Genomic DNA, 14,503 nt, shown 5'->3' with positions numbered 1-14,503 from the left:
GCCGCCTCAAGACGCGGACAATTGACCCTGCCTGATCGCCTCTCCGGCGATCATGGCGACGCTGAGCGCAAGATTCAACGAACGCCGGCCCTCGGCCATCGGGATAAGGATCCGCGCGTTTGCGGCCGCGTGCACATGGTCAGGCGCGCCGACGCTTTCGCGACCGAACAGCAGAATATCACGTGGCTGGAAGGAGAACTGGGTATAGGCGGTCGGCGCGCGGGTGGAGGCGAGGACGAGACGTCGCTGTTCCGCCGCCGCCCATTCCTGAAATGACGGCCAGTTGAGATGGCGGTGAAGCGAGGCCTGTTCCACATAGTCCATGCCGGCGCGTTTCAGCGCGCGATCGGACAGGTCAAAGCCTGCGGGCTCGATGATGTCGACGCTCAGGCCCAGGCATGCGGCCAGCCGCAAAATCGCGCCTGTATTGCCCGGAATGTCCGGCTGGAAGAGAGCTATGCGCAGATCGGTTTCAGGTGGCGTCATGATGCCGAAATACAACAATTAGGAATGTTGAACAGACCCATCAAATGATTTCATCGCTGCTACGGTGGATTGCAAGACGGAATCGCGGTAAAAAGTCGCTCCAATGTTCCAGACAATGCGGGACGATTGCTTGCGCTGCGGCGCGGGCCTTTTGTTTCGCGGCGGTTACGACGATGATGATTTAAAAACCCGGCCAAATCTATCGCAACAGGCGGACGCCCGTTTTCGCGATATTGGCCATTTGCGAACGATCTGCGCCATCCGAGCGCGATCATTGATTGTACACTCAACAGTTCCATCTTGACGAGGCAAGACCGATCCAGTCGTTGCCGGTTTGGCGTTCCGCCTCATCACCGTCAGATCGCATACGGAGTCCAAGGCCATGTTCCAGTGGTTCGAAAGACGTTTGAAACCCTATCCAGAGCAGGAGGCGGTGCGTCCACCGACGGGTCTGCTCGCATTTTGCTGGCATTATTCGCGCGACGCCATGCCGTGGCTTGTGGCGATGTCGATCCTGACGATGCTCATCGCGATCGGCGAGGTCTATCTGTTCGGTTTTCTTGGCGATATCGTGAACTGGCTCTCCGAGGCCGGCCGCGAAGGCTTTTTGCAGCGGGAAGGATGGCGGCTCGCCTTCATGGCCGTTTTCGTGCTCATCGGGCTGCCCGGCGTGGTGCTGCTGCATTCGCTGGTCATCCACCAGACGCTGCTCGGCAATTACCCGATGATCGCCCGCTGGCAGATGCATCGCTACCTTCTGCGTCAAAGCCTGTCCTTCTTCGCCGATGAATTTGCGGGCCGCGTCGCCACCCGGGTGATGCAGACATCGCTGGCGGTGCGCGAATCCGTGATGAAGATGCTCGATGTCTTCGTCTATATCTGCGTTTATTTCACCACGACCGTGGTGCTTGTCGCCTCCGCCGACTGGCGGCTCGCCATGCCGCTGCTTCTGTGGGCTGTCGTCTACGGCACGCTGATCTACACGTTCGTTCCGTGGATGAAGGAACTGGCGCGGCAGCAGGCCGATTCGCGCTCGATGATGACGGGCCGTATCGTCGACAGCTACACCAACATCGCGACCGTCAAGCTGTTTTCGCATGCGCGGCGCGAGGAAAGTTATGCGCGCTCGGCAATGGACGAGTTCCTGGACACCGTCTACCGGCAGATGCGGATGGTGACCTGGTTCCAGGCGGTCGTCTATTTCAACAATGCAGTGCTGATCTTCCTGGTGGGCTTCCTTTCAATCTATCTGTGGCTGGGCGAGGTGATCTCGGTCGGGGCGATCGCGGTCGCGATCGGCCTGGCGCTGCGCCTCAACAACATGTCCCAGTGGATCATGTGGGAAGTGGCGGCGTTTTTCGAAAATCTCGGGGTCGTAATCGACGGCATGTCGATGATGTCGAAGCCGCACCAGATCGTCGACGCCGATCCAAAAGTGCATCTGGCGCCGCAGAAGGGCAAGATCTCCTTCGAGAACATCCGCTTTCACTACGGCAAGGAAGGCGGGGTGATCGACGATCTGTCCCTCTCGATCGCGCCGGGCGAGAAGATTGGGCTCGTCGGCCCCTCAGGCGCCGGCAAGACGACGCTGACCAACCTGCTGCTTCGCTTCTATGACCTGGAGGGCGGTCGGATCTACATCGACGGACAGGATGTCTCGGCGGTGACCCAGGACAGCCTGCGGGGTCAGATCGGCGTCGTCACGCAGGACACCTCGCTGTTGCATCGGTCGATCCGGGACAATATCGCATACGGAAAACCCGACGCAACGGAAGCCGATATCCTCCATGCGGCGAAACAGGCCAACGCCTGGGACTTTATCCAGGATCTGGAAGACATGAAGGGTCGAAAAGGGCTCGAGGCCCATGTGGGCGAGCGCGGCGTCAAACTGTCGGGCGGCCAGAGGCAGCGCATCGCCATCGCGCGCGTTTTCCTCAAGGACGCGCCGATCCTGGTCCTGGACGAAGCAACCTCGGCGCTCGATTCGGAAGTTGAGGCGGCCATCCAGGAGAACCTGTTCGCCCTGATGGAGGGCAAGACGGTGATTGCAATCGCCCACCGGCTTTCGACCATCGCGCAGATGGACAGGCTGATTGTTCTGGATGCTGGCGAGATCGTTCAGACCGGCACGCATGAGCAACTCATCTCCGAGAAGGGGCTTTATGCGGATCTCTGGGCGCGACAGTCCGGCGGCTTCATCAATTCGGACAAGCTCGACGCCGACACGGCGGCCGCCGAGTAGACTTTCGGCAGCATCTTCGGTCGGGAATTGCGAATTCCGTCTGCGGTTTGTTGTCAACTGGTTGTATCGACAATCTTGTGATAGTCAGGCCCCGAAAGATCAATTCTGATCTGTGAGCGGCTCTGACACATCGGCCGCGAAGAGGGGATATACTGGGATGGTGATCGTGCGTTCTGCTGGAATTGTGCGCCTGTACTTTGGTCTGCAGCGGCTTGGAGCCTGTTTTCTCGGATTGGCGCTGCTGATGTCCGTTTTGTGCGGACCGGTCCAGGCGCAGTCGATGGTGGGCGTGGCCAAGGCTGCGTCGGCGGAGAAATCGTCTGAAACGAAGCCGGTGACGCTGCCCGAGAACCTGACGCCGGCAATGGTTCGCGAAATCGTATCCCAGATGGATGACGAGCAGGTGCGGCAGTTACTGTTGCAACGTCTCGACGCGGTTGCGGCGGAGGACGCGGAAAAGAACAAGGCGCCGGAACAAAACAGCGCGATCGTGCTTTACGACTCGTTTGGAAAGCTGGGTCACAACCTGATAAATTCCGTTGTCAGGATACCGGCCTCGGTCGTCGGTCTCGGCAAGGCGATCAGCAAATTCGTAGAGGATCGTGGCGGCGCGGGCTTCTTCCAGTTGATCCTGCTCGTCGTCGGCGCAATCGCCGCAGGCCTCGTCGCCGAATTCATCGTGGATCGGCTCGCGTCGAAATGGCGTCGGCAGTACGAACATCAACACGCGCCGGAGAACCTGCGCCAGACCCTTGAATTTCTTGGCAAACGGCTGGTTGTCGACATGGCCGGATTGCTGGCGTTTTTCATTGTCGGCCGCATCGTCATCATGCAGTTCATCGCCGATCAGGATCGGCAGGTTGTGCACGCCTTCATGCTGTATCTCATCGTCGTTCCGCGGTTGGTCGCCGCCCTGGCGCGATTCGTTCTTGCGCCCGGCCGCCCGGATATGCGGTTGGTCTACGCCGATGACTGGACTGCAAAGTTCATCTACTATAACGCCCTCGGCGTCGTCATACTGGCCGGATTCAATATCTTCCTGGTCGAATTCCTGATGACGAACGGACAATTTGCTCTCGGCAACGCCTTTGTGTTCTGGATCAATCTGGGCGTGTTCGTCTGGCTCGGCGTCATGACCTACAAGGCGCGCCATGGATTGACGAAAATGCTTCTCGGCGACACCGAGGACGTGACGGGCTCTGAAGTCATGACCGCCCGCGCATTTCCCTGGGTCGCCATAGCGCTTATAGCTCTGACATGGTTGACCGTGCAGTTCGTGGCGATCAACGGCAGGCTCGACCTTATCGACAAGGGACAGCATTATCTGACGCTTGCGCTGCTGCTTATCGCGCCGGCGCTGAACACGACAATCCGAGCGCTGGTGCATCATCTCGTGCCGCCGATGCGCGGCGAGGGCGCTGTGGCAGAAGCGGCGTATCATTCGACCAAGCGCAGCTACATCCGCATCGGACGCACGGTCGTGTTCGGCATTGTCGTCGTCCTGCTGATCAGGATCTGGGATATTCAGCTTGGCACGCTGGCTACAGCCGGACTGGGCGCGCGCATAGCGTCGTCCTTCTTCGAGGCCCTGTTCATACTGATTGCGGGCTATCTCGCCTGGGAAGTGGCGTCATTGTGGATCAATCGCAAGCTTGCCGATGAAAACACCGCGATCAGCGGCGCCCCCGAAGAGGCTGGAGGAGAAGGCGGCGGGGCAGGCGGGTCGAGACTGTCGACCGTCCTGCCGCTCGCCAAGATGGCGATCCAGATCACAATCATAACCATCACGGTGCTGATCGCGCTCAGCAGCTTTGGCGTGAACATCGCGCCGCTTCTGGCCGGCGCCGGTATTCTGGGTCTGGCCATCGGCTTCGGCGCCCAGACGCTGGTGAAGGATATCGTTTCGGGCGTGTTCTTCCTGATGGACGACGCTTTCCGTGTTGGCGAGTTCCTGGACATCAACGGCACGATGGGCACAGTGGAGAAGATTTCGATCCGGTCGCTGCAGTTGCGTCATCCTTCCGGTCCGGTCCACACGGTTCCCTACGGAGAGATTCCGAAGATCACCAACAATTCGCGCGACTGGGTGATCATGAAAGTGAAATTCACCGTGCCTTTCGACACCGACGCAAACAAGGTGAAGAAGATCTTCAAGCAGATCGGCAAGGAAATGCTCGAGGCGCCCTACGCCGACGACATCATCCAGACCTTCAAGTCCCAGGGCGTCTCCGACGTCAACGATGTGGGTATGGTGGTGCGCGGCAAGTTCATGGCCAAGCCCGGCAAGCAATGGGTGATCCGCAAGGACGTCTACGCCAAGGTGCAGAAGGCCTTTGCCGAGAACGGGATCGAATTTGCAAGGCCGGAAGTGCGGGTCAATATGCCTGGCGCCGTGGATGCGGATGATGCATCCGATTCGGCTATTGCGGCAGCCGCCGGCAAGGCCGTCAAGCAGATGGCTGAGGCCAAGGCGTCCGAGGCCTAACGCGCATAGTGCGTATTCTCGACACGATCCTTGGCTATTTCGAACGCTGGATCGATCCGTATGCCGCCCGCGAAACCGGCGCGCCGCCGCCGGGCGCGGTCGCTTTCATATGGCATTACGTGCGTCAGGAGAAGTGGCCGTTTGCGGCCATGCTTGCGCTTGGCGGCGCGGTCGCTCTCATGGAGATCGCCCTGTTCTATTTCGTCGGCCGGCTTGTCGACATGCTCGAAGGATTCGACGCCGCGTCAGGCTGGGACGGGCTTCTGGCCGAGCATGGCGGCGAACTTCTGTTCATGGCCCTGGTCGTTCTGGTCGGACGGTTCATCGTCGTCACCTTTTCCTCGCTGATCGAGGAACAGGCCGTCGTTCCGGGTTTCTTTTCACTCGTGCGATGGCAGGCGGCTTCGCATGTCGGGCGCCAGAGCCTCTCCTTTTTTCAAAACGAATTCGCGGGACGGGTGGCGACGAAGGTGTGGCAATCGGGCCAGGCCATCGGCGATTTCATGATCTCCATGCTGCAGGTGGCCTGGTTCATCGTGATCTATGTCATCGCGACGCTGATCATGATGGCCGATCTTGACTGGCGCCTGGCTGTTCCTGTCCTGGCGTGGGTGGCGGGCTTCATTGTCGTCGCCCGTTTTTTCGTGCCGCGCATACGGCGAAATTCCAGGGACGCCGCGGAAGCCGCCTCGACAGTCAGCGGCCGCCTGGTGGACAGTTATTCCAACATACAGACGCTGAAACTGTTCGGTCGCGACGACGAGGTCGAGCGCAATCTGCGCGGCTCGTTCGATGGCTTCATCTCAGTTCTGAAATCCTTCACCCGCAATCTGACCGGGGTGCGCGTCTCCCTCGCCATTCTTTCCAGCGTCATGACGATCGCCATGGCGGCGATCGCCGTCGGGCTTCTGCTTGCAGGCGAGATCACCGTCGGATCGGTCGCGGCGACGATGGCAATCGTGTTGAGACTGAGCCTGTTGCTCGGCCGGATGATGAACCAGCTGAATATTCTGATGCGCAACTACGGCGTGATCCAGAATTCGATGGAGCTGGTCGCGCGGCCGGTGACGCTGACGGACGGCGACGACGCCACGGAACTTGTGGTCTCCGATTGCCGGATCCAGTTCGAGAACGTGCAATTTCGATACGAAGAGAGCAAGACGGTGCTCGACGGGATCACCCTCCGCGTCGAACCCGGACAGAAGGTCGGTCTCGTCGGGCCGTCCGGCGCTGGCAAATCGACGCTCGTCAACCTGCTCTTAAGATTCTTCGATCTTGATTCGGGACGTATCGTCATCGATGGCCAGGACATTGCCGGCGTCACCCAGCATTCCCTGCGGTCGCTCATTTCGGTGGTCACCCAGGACACCTCGCTGCTGCACCGGTCGATTCGCGACAATATCGCGCTGGGGCGGCCGGGCGCCGGCGAAGCGGAGCTGGAGGAAGCGGCCCGCAAGGCCCATGCGTGGCGATTCATCGGCGAATTGCGCGACCAGCGCGGCCGCACGAGCATGGACGCGCATGTCGGCGAGCGCGGCGTCAAGCTGTCCGGCGGGCAACGGCAAAGGATCGCCATCGCCCGCGTCATGCTGAAGGATGCGCCGATCCTTGTGCTGGACGAGGCGACATCGGCTTTGGATTCCGAAATCGAGGCCGCAATACAGGAAAATCTGGCCGCTCTGATGGAAGGCAAGACAGTCATCGCCATCGCGCACCGGCTTTCGACGATCGCGAAAATGGACCGCCTTGTCGTGATGGACAAGGGCCGGATTATCGAGGATGGCTCGCACGCCGAATTGATTGCCCGGAACGGTCTCTACGCCAGGCTGTGGGAGAGACAATCGGGTGGATTTATCAACAACTAAAGGGGGTCAAGCCGCAAATCGCGGAAAAACTTGCGGCATTGTGCCTCTGTCCCATGTTGTAGACTGGACATATTCTAAGAAGCATCCTAGAAACCGGCCGATTGCGGGTATTCGGGCGCGGTCGTGGGGACGACATGTGACCGTATATTCCAGCAGCCACGGACGAGCATGCGCAGAGGAAGGCTGAAACCGTGAGTGAACACGAACTGACAGGCGAACCGACCCGTCGCGATTTTCTGTATCTGACGACCGCCATGGCGGGCGTCGTGGGCGCTGCTTCGGTGGCCTGGCCTTTCATCGACCAGATGCGCCCGGATGCGACTACGCTGGCGTTGTCGACCATCGAGGTCGATGTTTCCGGTCTTGAACGGGGCATGTCGATAACGGTGAAATGGCGCGGTAAGCCGGTGTTCATCCGAAATCGAACGGATGAGGAAATCGCCGAAGCGGACGCCGTTCCGCTCGACGATCTGCCGGACCCGTCTGCGCGCAATGAAAATCTGGCGCCTGACGCGCCGGCTCTCGACGTCGACCGGTCCGCCGGCGAGGATCGCGAGAACTGGATCGTCATGATCGGCTCTTGCACCCATCTGGGTTGCGTGCCGCTCGGTCAGTCGGGGGATTTTGGCGGATGGTTCTGCCCGTGCCACGGTTCGCACTATGATACGGCTGGCCGTATCCGCAAGGGACCGGCGCCGGAGAACCTGCACATTCCGCCATACGAATTTCTGACCGATACGCGAATCAAGATCGGCTAGCAGGGGAATTACCGATGAGTGGTGGACATTCAACCTATGAGCCGAAAACCGGCGTCAGCAAGTGGGTCGACTCTCGCCTGCCTCTGCCGCGCCTGGTCTATGACTCCTTCGTCGCCTATCCGACGCCGCGCAATCTGAACTACGCCTATACGTTTGGCGCGATCCTTTCGGTCATGCTCGTTTCGCAGATTCTGACGGGCATCGTGCTTGCGATGCATTACGTGTCTTCGACGTCCCAGGCGTTCGATTCGGTCGAATTGATCATGCGCGACGTGAATTCCGGCTCGCTTCTGCGCTACATGCACGCAAACGGGGCCTCGTTCTTCTTCATCGCGGTCTACATCCACATCTTCCGGGGCATGTATTACGGCTCCTACAAGGCGCCGCGGGAAATTTTGTGGATCCTCGGCGTGATCATCTACCTGCTGATGATGGCCACCGGCTTCATGGGTTACGTGCTTCCCTGGGGACAGATGTCCTTCTGGGGCGCGACCGTGATCACCAACTTCTTCACGGCGTTCCCGCTCGTGGGCGAACCGATCCAGCAACTCCTGCTTGGCGGTTTCGCGGTAGACAATCCGACGCTGAACCGCTTCTTCTCGCTGCACTATCTGCTGCCTTTCATGATCGCCGGCGTCGTGATCCTGCATGTGTGGGCTCTGCACGTGACGGGACAGACCAATCCGACCGGCGTCGAGGTGAAATCGAAGACCGATACGGTGCCGTTCACGCCCTATGCGACGATCAAGGACGGTTTCGCGACGGTGGTGTTCCTGCTGATCTTCGCATACTTCATCTTTTACCTGCCGAACTATCTCGGCCATCCGGACAACTACATCGAAGCCAATCCGCTGAAGACGCCGGCGCATATCGTGCCCGAATGGTACTACCTGCCGTTCTACGCCATGCTTCGCGCGATCACCTTCAACGTCGGACCGATCGACTCCAAGCTCGGCGGCGTCCTGGTGATGTTCGGATCGATCCTGATCCTGTTCTTCATGCCCTGGCTCGACACGTCCAAGGTGCGCTCCGCCGTCTACCGTCCGTGGTACAAGCTGTTCTTCTGGCTGTTCGTGGCGAATGCGATATTCCTGGGATGGCTCGGATCACAGCCCGCCGAGGGCGTCTACACCGCCATGGCCCAGGCCGGCACCGCCTATTATTTCGCCTTTTTCATTATCATCCTGCCATTGCTCGGCCTGTTTGAGAAACCGAGACCGGTTCCGAACTCGATCACTGAAGCGGTGTTGGCGAAACATGGCGGCGGCAGCCCGGAAGGCGCTCCCGCAGCGCCGGAAAATCGTGGCTAGACAGAGTGATGAAGGATAATCTTCCAATGAAAAAACTCGTCACAACTTTGCTGTCTGCGCTGCTGGCGACGGGCATTGGTCTTTCAGCCGCCTCGGCTGCAGGGGACACCCATTCGAAAGAGCCGCATCAGCTGAAATGGTCCTTTGCCGGTCCGTTCGGCACTTACGACCTGCAGCAGTTGCAGCGCGGGCTGAAGGTTTACACCAATGTCTGCTCAGCGTGTCACTCGCTGAAATACATCGCCTTCCGCAACCTCGAAGCGCTCGGTTATTCCGAGGCGCAGGTCAAGTCCTTCGCCGCCGAGTATACGATCGAGGGCGGCCCCGACGATGCAGGCGACATGTTCGATCGTCCCGGCATTCCGGCCGACTACTTTCCGTCGCCCTATCCGAACGCCGAGGCCGCCGCTTTCGCCAATGGCGGCGCCGCTCCACCCGACCTCTCGCTAATGGCGAAGGCGCGCGCAGCCCACCGCGGCTTCCCGCGTTTCGTGTTCGACATCTTCACGATGTACGCCGAGGGTGGTCCTGATTACATTGCTGCTCTGCTGACGGGATATGAAGAAGCGCCGCACGACGTACAGGTCACCGAGGGCACCTACTACAATCCGTATTTCCTGGCCGGCAATGCGCTGGCCATGGCCCCGCCGCTCACCGACGGCATCGTGACCTATGACGACGGGACGCCGGAAACTGTTCAGCAATACGCCAAGGACGTCTCCGCATTCCTCATGTGGACGGCCGAGCCCCACCTGACCGAGCGCAAATCACTCGGTTTCAAGGTCATCATCTTCCTGCTCATCTTTTCCGGTCTACTCTATCTGACCAAGAAGGCGGTGTGGTCACGGGTTGACCATTAACGCCGGAAGGCCTTTATTTGCAGAGGCGGCCATCGGCCGCCTTTCGTTTGTCTGCGAGGAACTCCGATGCATTCGTCTCTCGAGGAAACTCTTCTGGGGTCCATCCGCACGATCCCGGACTATCCGAAACCCGGCGTCCAGTTTCGCGACATTACGACGCTTCTGGGCAACGCCCGCGCATTCCGCCGCGCCGTCGATGAACTCGTTCACCCCTACGCGGGGACGAAGGTGGAGCAGGTCGCCGGTATCGAAGCCCGCGGTTTCATTCTCGGCGGAGCCGTTGCGCATCAGCTGTCGGCCGGCTTCGTGCCAATTCGCAAGAAGGGCAAGCTGCCGCATCACACGGTGCGGATCGCCTACAGTCTCGAATACGGCATCGACGAGATGGAGATGCACGAGGATGCGGTCAAGCCCGGCCAGACCGTCATCCTCGTGGACGATCTGCTCGCCACTGGCGGCACGGCGGAGGCCGCCATCAAGCTGCTTCGGCAGATGGGCGCAGAAGTGGTCGCTGCCTGTTTCGTGATCGATCTGCCGGATCTCGGCGGCCGCGCGAAGCTCGAGGGGATGGACGTGACCGTGCGCACACTGGTCTCCTACGAGGGCGATTAGTCGCTCGGCTGTTTTCTGATCAGCACCGCATTGTCGAAGGAAACGACCTGATCGCCGGCCTCGTTGAAGCCGCTGGCGCGGGTGATCACGATTCCCCATTCGGGATCGGTCTTGCGCGGGCGCTTGTCGATGCATTCGCTGTGGTAATGGATCGTGTCGCCGGCATAGACGGGCTTTGTCCATACAACATCGAAAATGCCCGGCGACGGCCCGAAATACGGAACCGGCAATCCTCTTTCGCGCAGCGACTGGAACCAGATCGGGCGATAATCGACGGCCAGCTTCATCCAGACCGAAGCCGTATGCCAGCCTGACGCGCACAGCGCGCCGAACATGGAATCGCGGGCGGCTTCTGCGTCGAGATGGAATGGCTGCGGATCATATTTGCGAGCGAACCGGATAATCTCCTCCGGCGTGAACGTGTGGGTTCCGTAGTCGAGCTTCTCGCCGATTATGAATGCGTCGAGACCGTTCATTGTCGGTCGCTTTTATCGCGCATGGCGAAGAATGTAGGATTGGAGCACTCGCACACAAGCTCACCGCGCTGGTTGTGGATCTCCTGCTCGAACTGGACAATTCCCAGACCCGGACGTGATTTCAAAGGTCTTGCGGACAGCACGCGCGAGACGCCGCTCAATACGTCTCCGGCCAGCACAGGCCGCTTCCATCGGACATAATCAACCTTCGGCGCGCCCTGGGCCGTGGAATTGAGGATATAGGATTGCGCCATCATGCGCATGATCAGGCCGCAGGTCTGCCAGCCTGAAGCCGCAAGGCCGCCAAGCAGGCTCTCTCTTCCCGCTGCTTCATCCAGATGCATGGGTTGCGGGTCGAACTCGGCGGCGAATTCGACGATTTCCTCCGCGTCTACTGTTAGCGGCCCGAGGGCGAATGCCCGTCCAGGCGTGAAATCCTCGTAACAGAGTTTTGGATTGTCCGACGCCGTGTTCATGGTAGAGGCCGCCGTTACGTGTTGAACTTGAAGAGCATGATGTCGCCGTCCTGTACGACGTATTCCTTGCCTTCGTCGCGGGCCTTGCCCGCCTCGCGGGCGGCGACTTCGCCGCCAAGCGCTACGAAATCGTCATAGGCGATGGTCTGCGCCCGGATAAAACCCCGTTCGAAGTCTGTGTGAATGACGCCGGCGGCGCGCGGCGCTTTCGAGCCGCGGCGCACCGTCCAGGCCCGGGTTTCTTTCGGACCTGCGGTGAAATAGGTGATGAGATCGAGCAGCGCGTATCCCGCCCGGATCAATTTGTCGAGACCGGGTTCTTCGAGGCCAAGTTCGCCCAGATATTCAGCGGCTTCCTCCGCATCGAGCTGCGCGACCTGCGCCTCGATTTCCGCGGAAATGACGACGTGCTGCGCGCCTTGCGCTTCGGCCATTGCCGCCACAGCCTCTGTCTGCGCGTTGCCGGAGGCGGCGTCGGCTTCGGCGACATTGCAGACATAGAGGACCGGCTTGGAGGTCAGTAGATTGAGGATATTCAGAAGCCGCATGTCTTCGGCGGCGAGGTCCGGCGTCATGACGCGCACGGGCTTGCCGTTCTGCAGCTGGGACAGCGCCTTTTCCATCATCGGCAGGATAAGGATCGATTCCTTGTCCTTGCCGGTTGCGCGCTTGCGCGTCTGCTCCACCCGCCGCTCGAGACTTTCGAGATCCGCAAGCATGAGCTCCGTCTCGATCGTATCGGCGTCGGCGACCGGATCGATCCGGCCCTCGACATGGGTGATGTCGTCATCCTCGAAACAGCGAAGCACATGGACAATTGCGTCCACCTCGCGGATATTGGCGAGGAACTGATTGCCCAGACCTTCGCCCTTCGAGGCGCCGCGCACGAGACCGGCGATGTCGACAAAGGAAATGCGGGTCGGAACGATCTCCTTCGACTGTGCGATCGATGCGATTTTCGTCAGCCGCGGATCCGGCACGGCGACTTCGCCCGTATTGGGTTCGATGGTGCAGAACGGATAATTGGCGGCCTGGGCCGCCGCCGTCTTCGTCAGCGCGTTGAACAGTGTGGATTTGCCTACATTGGGAAGGCCCACGATGCCGCATTTGAAACCCATGTTCCGATTATCCGTCCTTGTTGCCGAACAGTTTCTTCAGCATGCCCGCCATAGGTCCCGACGCCTTGTTGATGTCCGGTTTTGCGCGTCGCGCAGCATGGATGTGGGACTGTCCGCTGTTTTTTGCTGCTTCTGCTTTTTTGCCCGCTTCGCCTGCGGCGAGCGCAATCTTGTTCAGAAAGCTGGAGTGCTCGCCCCCGGCGAGCATCGCGGCGTTCACGCCGATGGCTTCGAGTAGCGGGTCGAGCCATTCACGGTCCTGTTTGGCGAAGTTGCCGAGAACGTGTTTGTTGACCAGTTCCCTGGCGCCGGGGTGCCCGATGCCGAGCCGCAAACGCGTAAAATCATTGCCGCAGTGCGCGGCGATCGAGCGTATGCCATTGTGTCCGCCATGGCCGCCCCCGGTCTTGATGCGCGCCTTTCCCGGCACCAGATCGAGTTCGTCATAAATCACAATGAGATCGTCCGTCGACAGTTTGTAGAACCGCATGGTCTCGCCGATGGGCTCGCCCGAGACGTTCATGAAGGATTGCGGCTTGATCAGAAGCGTCTTCTGACCGCCAAGGGCGCCCTCGGCGATTTCGCTCTTGAACTTCCTGGTCCATGGGGAAAAGGATTGATGGCGGGCAATGGAATCGACCGCCATGAAACCGATATTGTGTCGATTATCCGCATAGCGACTGCCGGGATTGCCAAGACCTGCGATCAGCAGCATTGCTCAGATGTCCCCTGTGTTCGGGATTCGGAGTGCGTCGTTCTGACCGGCTGCCTCTGCGGCGTCGCCGGAGCGTGGGCGGATCATAGTTCCATCACGCTGAAATTGAAGGCCCTGCATGGAAATTCTGCGACTGCGGCAGACATGCAGGGCCTGATTTTCGAAAACGGCTGCGACTTAGTCTTCGCTCTCTTCGCCGCCTTCTTCTGCGTCTTCCGCTGCTTCCTCTGCTTCTGCATCGTCTTCAGCTTCTTCCGCTTCGGCGTCCTCGTCGCTCTTCAGGCCAGCCGGCGTCGCGATCGTCGCGATGGTGAAGTCGCGGTCGGTGATCGTCGGGCTGACGTCGTCAGGGAGGGAAATCTGCGAAATGTGAACGCCGTCGCCGAGTTCCAGTTCCGCCAGATCGGCAATGAAGTTGTCCGGGATCGCGTCGGCCGGGCAGGTCACTTCGACCGCGTGGCGAACAACGTTGAGCACGCCGCCGCGCTTGATGCCCGGGCAGGTTTCTTCGTTGATGAAATGAACGGGGACTTCCACCGTAACAGTCGTGTTCTTCGAAATCCGGAGGAAATCGACATGCATGGTGAAGTCGCGGACCGGATCCAGCTGATAGTCCTTCGGGAGGACGCGGATCTTCTTGCCGTCGACATCGATGGTGGCGAGCGTCGTCAGAAAGCCGCCGCCGTGAATTTTGAGCGTCACGTCCTTGTAGGGCAGGGCGATCGACAGGGGAGGTTGCTTGTCACCATAGATGACAGCAGGAATATAACCGTTGCGGCGAAGTTCTCGGGCGGACCCCTTACCTACCCGTTCGCGCGCCTCGGCCTTGAGCTCATAAGAGTCGCTCATGGCATTTCCTTTCGAGGTTCTATATGGAGAGCCTTCCGGATTGGCAAAACCCGCCGGAAAACTGTGAGCGCCATTGGCGCCCCGTCCGCGTTGCCTCCAAGGGTGTCTGCACGGACCGGCGGTGTATAACCGAGGCCGTCCCGGGACGCAAGAGCCAATCCGCCGCGACAGGCTGTGTTGCATCGACTGTTTGCAGGCGTCTCCGGGGATTGCCAAATCGACCGCATGACATATGTACTGGCGTCATCGGC

13 protein-coding genes are annotated in these 14,503 nt (G+C 59.9%); 7 read left to right on the top strand and 6 right to left on the bottom strand.

Going from position 1 to position 14,503, the window contains the following annotated elements; translation table 11 throughout:
- Window positions 1-6: 6 nt before the first annotated feature.
- The gene (locus tag K1W69_RS16515; RefSeq protein WP_220229532.1) at window positions 7-486 is read right to left on the bottom strand and encodes a tRNA (cytidine(34)-2'-O)-methyltransferase; all 480 of its coding nucleotides are present in this window, start codon (window positions 484-486) and stop codon (window positions 7-9) included.
- Between the two features lie 382 nt (window positions 487-868).
- Between K1W69_RS16515 and K1W69_RS16510 the strand changes: the two genes are divergently transcribed.
- The 7 genes from K1W69_RS16510 to K1W69_RS16480 all read left to right on the top strand — a co-directional run bounded on the left by K1W69_RS16510 (window position 869) and on the right by K1W69_RS16480 (window position 10,618).
- A complete protein-coding gene (locus tag K1W69_RS16510) occupies window positions 869-2,728 on the top strand; it encodes an ABC transporter ATP-binding protein (protein ID WP_220229531.1) in 1,860 nt (619 codons plus the stop codon).
- 166 nt (window positions 2,729-2,894) lie between these two features.
- Window positions 2,895-5,213, top strand: a complete 2,319-nt coding sequence (locus K1W69_RS27325; protein WP_220229530.1) for a mechanosensitive ion channel family protein — start codon at window positions 2,895-2,897, stop codon at window positions 5,211-5,213.
- Window positions 5,214-5,227: 14 nt separating this feature from the next.
- On the top strand, window positions 5,228-7,078 hold the full coding sequence (locus K1W69_RS16500; RefSeq protein WP_220229997.1) for an ABC transporter ATP-binding protein: 1,851 nt from the start codon (window positions 5,228-5,230) through the stop codon (window positions 7,076-7,078).
- A 191-nt stretch (window positions 7,079-7,269) separates the two neighbouring features.
- Window positions 7,270-7,836, top strand: a complete 567-nt coding sequence (petA, locus tag K1W69_RS16495) for a ubiquinol-cytochrome c reductase iron-sulfur subunit (protein ID WP_220229529.1) — start codon at window positions 7,270-7,272, stop codon at window positions 7,834-7,836.
- A 14-nt stretch (window positions 7,837-7,850) separates the two neighbouring features.
- Complete coding sequence (locus K1W69_RS16490) at window positions 7,851-9,146, top strand: cytochrome b (protein ID WP_220229528.1); 1,296 nt, start codon at window positions 7,851-7,853, stop codon at window positions 9,144-9,146.
- Between the two features lie 26 nt (window positions 9,147-9,172).
- Window positions 9,173-10,006 (top strand): cytochrome c1, encoded by an 834-nt coding sequence (locus K1W69_RS16485; RefSeq protein WP_220229527.1) that lies wholly within the window; start codon window positions 9,173-9,175, stop codon window positions 10,004-10,006.
- Window positions 10,007-10,072: 66 nt separating this feature from the next.
- Entirely contained in the window at window positions 10,073-10,618 is a 546-nt protein-coding gene (locus K1W69_RS16480) for an adenine phosphoribosyltransferase (RefSeq protein WP_220229526.1), read from the top strand.
- Here the strand turns inward: K1W69_RS16480 and K1W69_RS16475 are convergent.
- From K1W69_RS16475 to K1W69_RS16455, 5 genes are all read right to left on the bottom strand, one after another.
- Complete coding sequence (locus K1W69_RS16475) at window positions 10,615-11,094, bottom strand: MaoC family dehydratase (RefSeq protein WP_220229525.1); 480 nt, start codon at window positions 11,092-11,094, stop codon at window positions 10,615-10,617. The two genes, K1W69_RS16480 and K1W69_RS16475, sit on opposite strands and share 4 nt — an antisense overlap.
- Entirely contained in the window at window positions 11,091-11,570 is a 480-nt protein-coding gene (locus tag K1W69_RS16470) for a MaoC family dehydratase (protein ID WP_220229524.1), read from the bottom strand. Before K1W69_RS16470 ends, K1W69_RS16475 begins: the two co-directional genes overlap by 4 nt.
- Window positions 11,571-11,584: 14 nt before the next feature.
- Window positions 11,585-12,688, bottom strand: coding sequence for a redox-regulated ATPase YchF (gene ychF / locus K1W69_RS16465; protein ID WP_220229523.1), 1,104 nt, complete (start codon window positions 12,686-12,688; stop codon window positions 11,585-11,587).
- Window positions 12,689-12,695: 7 nt separating this feature from the next.
- Window positions 12,696-13,403, bottom strand: coding sequence for an aminoacyl-tRNA hydrolase (gene pth, locus K1W69_RS16460; protein WP_220229522.1), 708 nt, complete (start codon window positions 13,401-13,403; stop codon window positions 12,696-12,698).
- Between the two features lie 177 nt (window positions 13,404-13,580).
- Window positions 13,581-14,252: a 50S ribosomal protein L25/general stress protein Ctc gene (locus tag K1W69_RS16455; RefSeq protein WP_220229521.1), complete on the bottom strand. Its 672-nt coding sequence runs from the start codon at window positions 14,250-14,252 to the stop codon at window positions 13,581-13,583.
- Window positions 14,253-14,503: the final 251 nt, after the last annotated feature.

Origin of the sequence: Flavimaribacter sediminis (assembly GCF_019492055.1) — a bacterium.
Taxonomy (GTDB): Bacteria; Pseudomonadota; Alphaproteobacteria; order Rhizobiales; family Rhizobiaceae; genus Flavimaribacter; species Flavimaribacter sediminis.
The sequence above is the reverse complement of the archived record's forward strand: the minus strand, read 5'-3'. Positions and strand labels throughout refer to the sequence as shown.

What these genes read in the sequence shown, in the direction of transcription:
- K1W69_RS16475 (WP_220229525.1), bottom strand. Translation starts at nt 11,094, where the DNA reads ATGAACGGTCTCGACGCATTCATAATCGGCGAGAAGCTCGACTACGGA.
- ychF (WP_220229523.1), bottom strand. Translation starts at nt 12,688, where the DNA reads ATGGGTTTCAAATGCGGCATCGTGGGCCTTCCCAATGTAGGCAAATCC.
- pth (WP_220229522.1), bottom strand. Translation starts at nt 13,403, where the DNA reads ATGCTGCTGATCGCAGGTCTTGGCAATCCCGGCAGTCGCTATGCGGAT.
- K1W69_RS16455 (WP_220229521.1), bottom strand. Translation starts at nt 14,252, where the DNA reads ATGAGCGACTCTTATGAGCTCAAGGCCGAGGCGCGCGAACGGGTAGGT.
- K1W69_RS16515 (WP_220229532.1), bottom strand. Translation starts at nt 486, where the DNA reads ATGACGCCACCTGAAACCGATCTGCGCATAGCTCTCTTCCAGCCGGAC.
- K1W69_RS16485 (WP_220229527.1), top strand. Translation starts at nt 9,173, where the DNA reads ATGAAAAAACTCGTCACAACTTTGCTGTCTGCGCTGCTGGCGACGGGC.
- K1W69_RS16510 (WP_220229531.1), top strand. Translation starts at nt 869, where the DNA reads ATGTTCCAGTGGTTCGAAAGACGTTTGAAACCCTATCCAGAGCAGGAG.
- K1W69_RS16490 (WP_220229528.1), top strand. Translation starts at nt 7,851, where the DNA reads ATGAGTGGTGGACATTCAACCTATGAGCCGAAAACCGGCGTCAGCAAG.
- K1W69_RS16470 (WP_220229524.1), bottom strand. Translation starts at nt 11,570, where the DNA reads ATGAACACGGCGTCGGACAATCCAAAACTCTGTTACGAGGATTTCACG.
- K1W69_RS16480 (WP_220229526.1), top strand. Translation starts at nt 10,073, where the DNA reads ATGCATTCGTCTCTCGAGGAAACTCTTCTGGGGTCCATCCGCACGATC.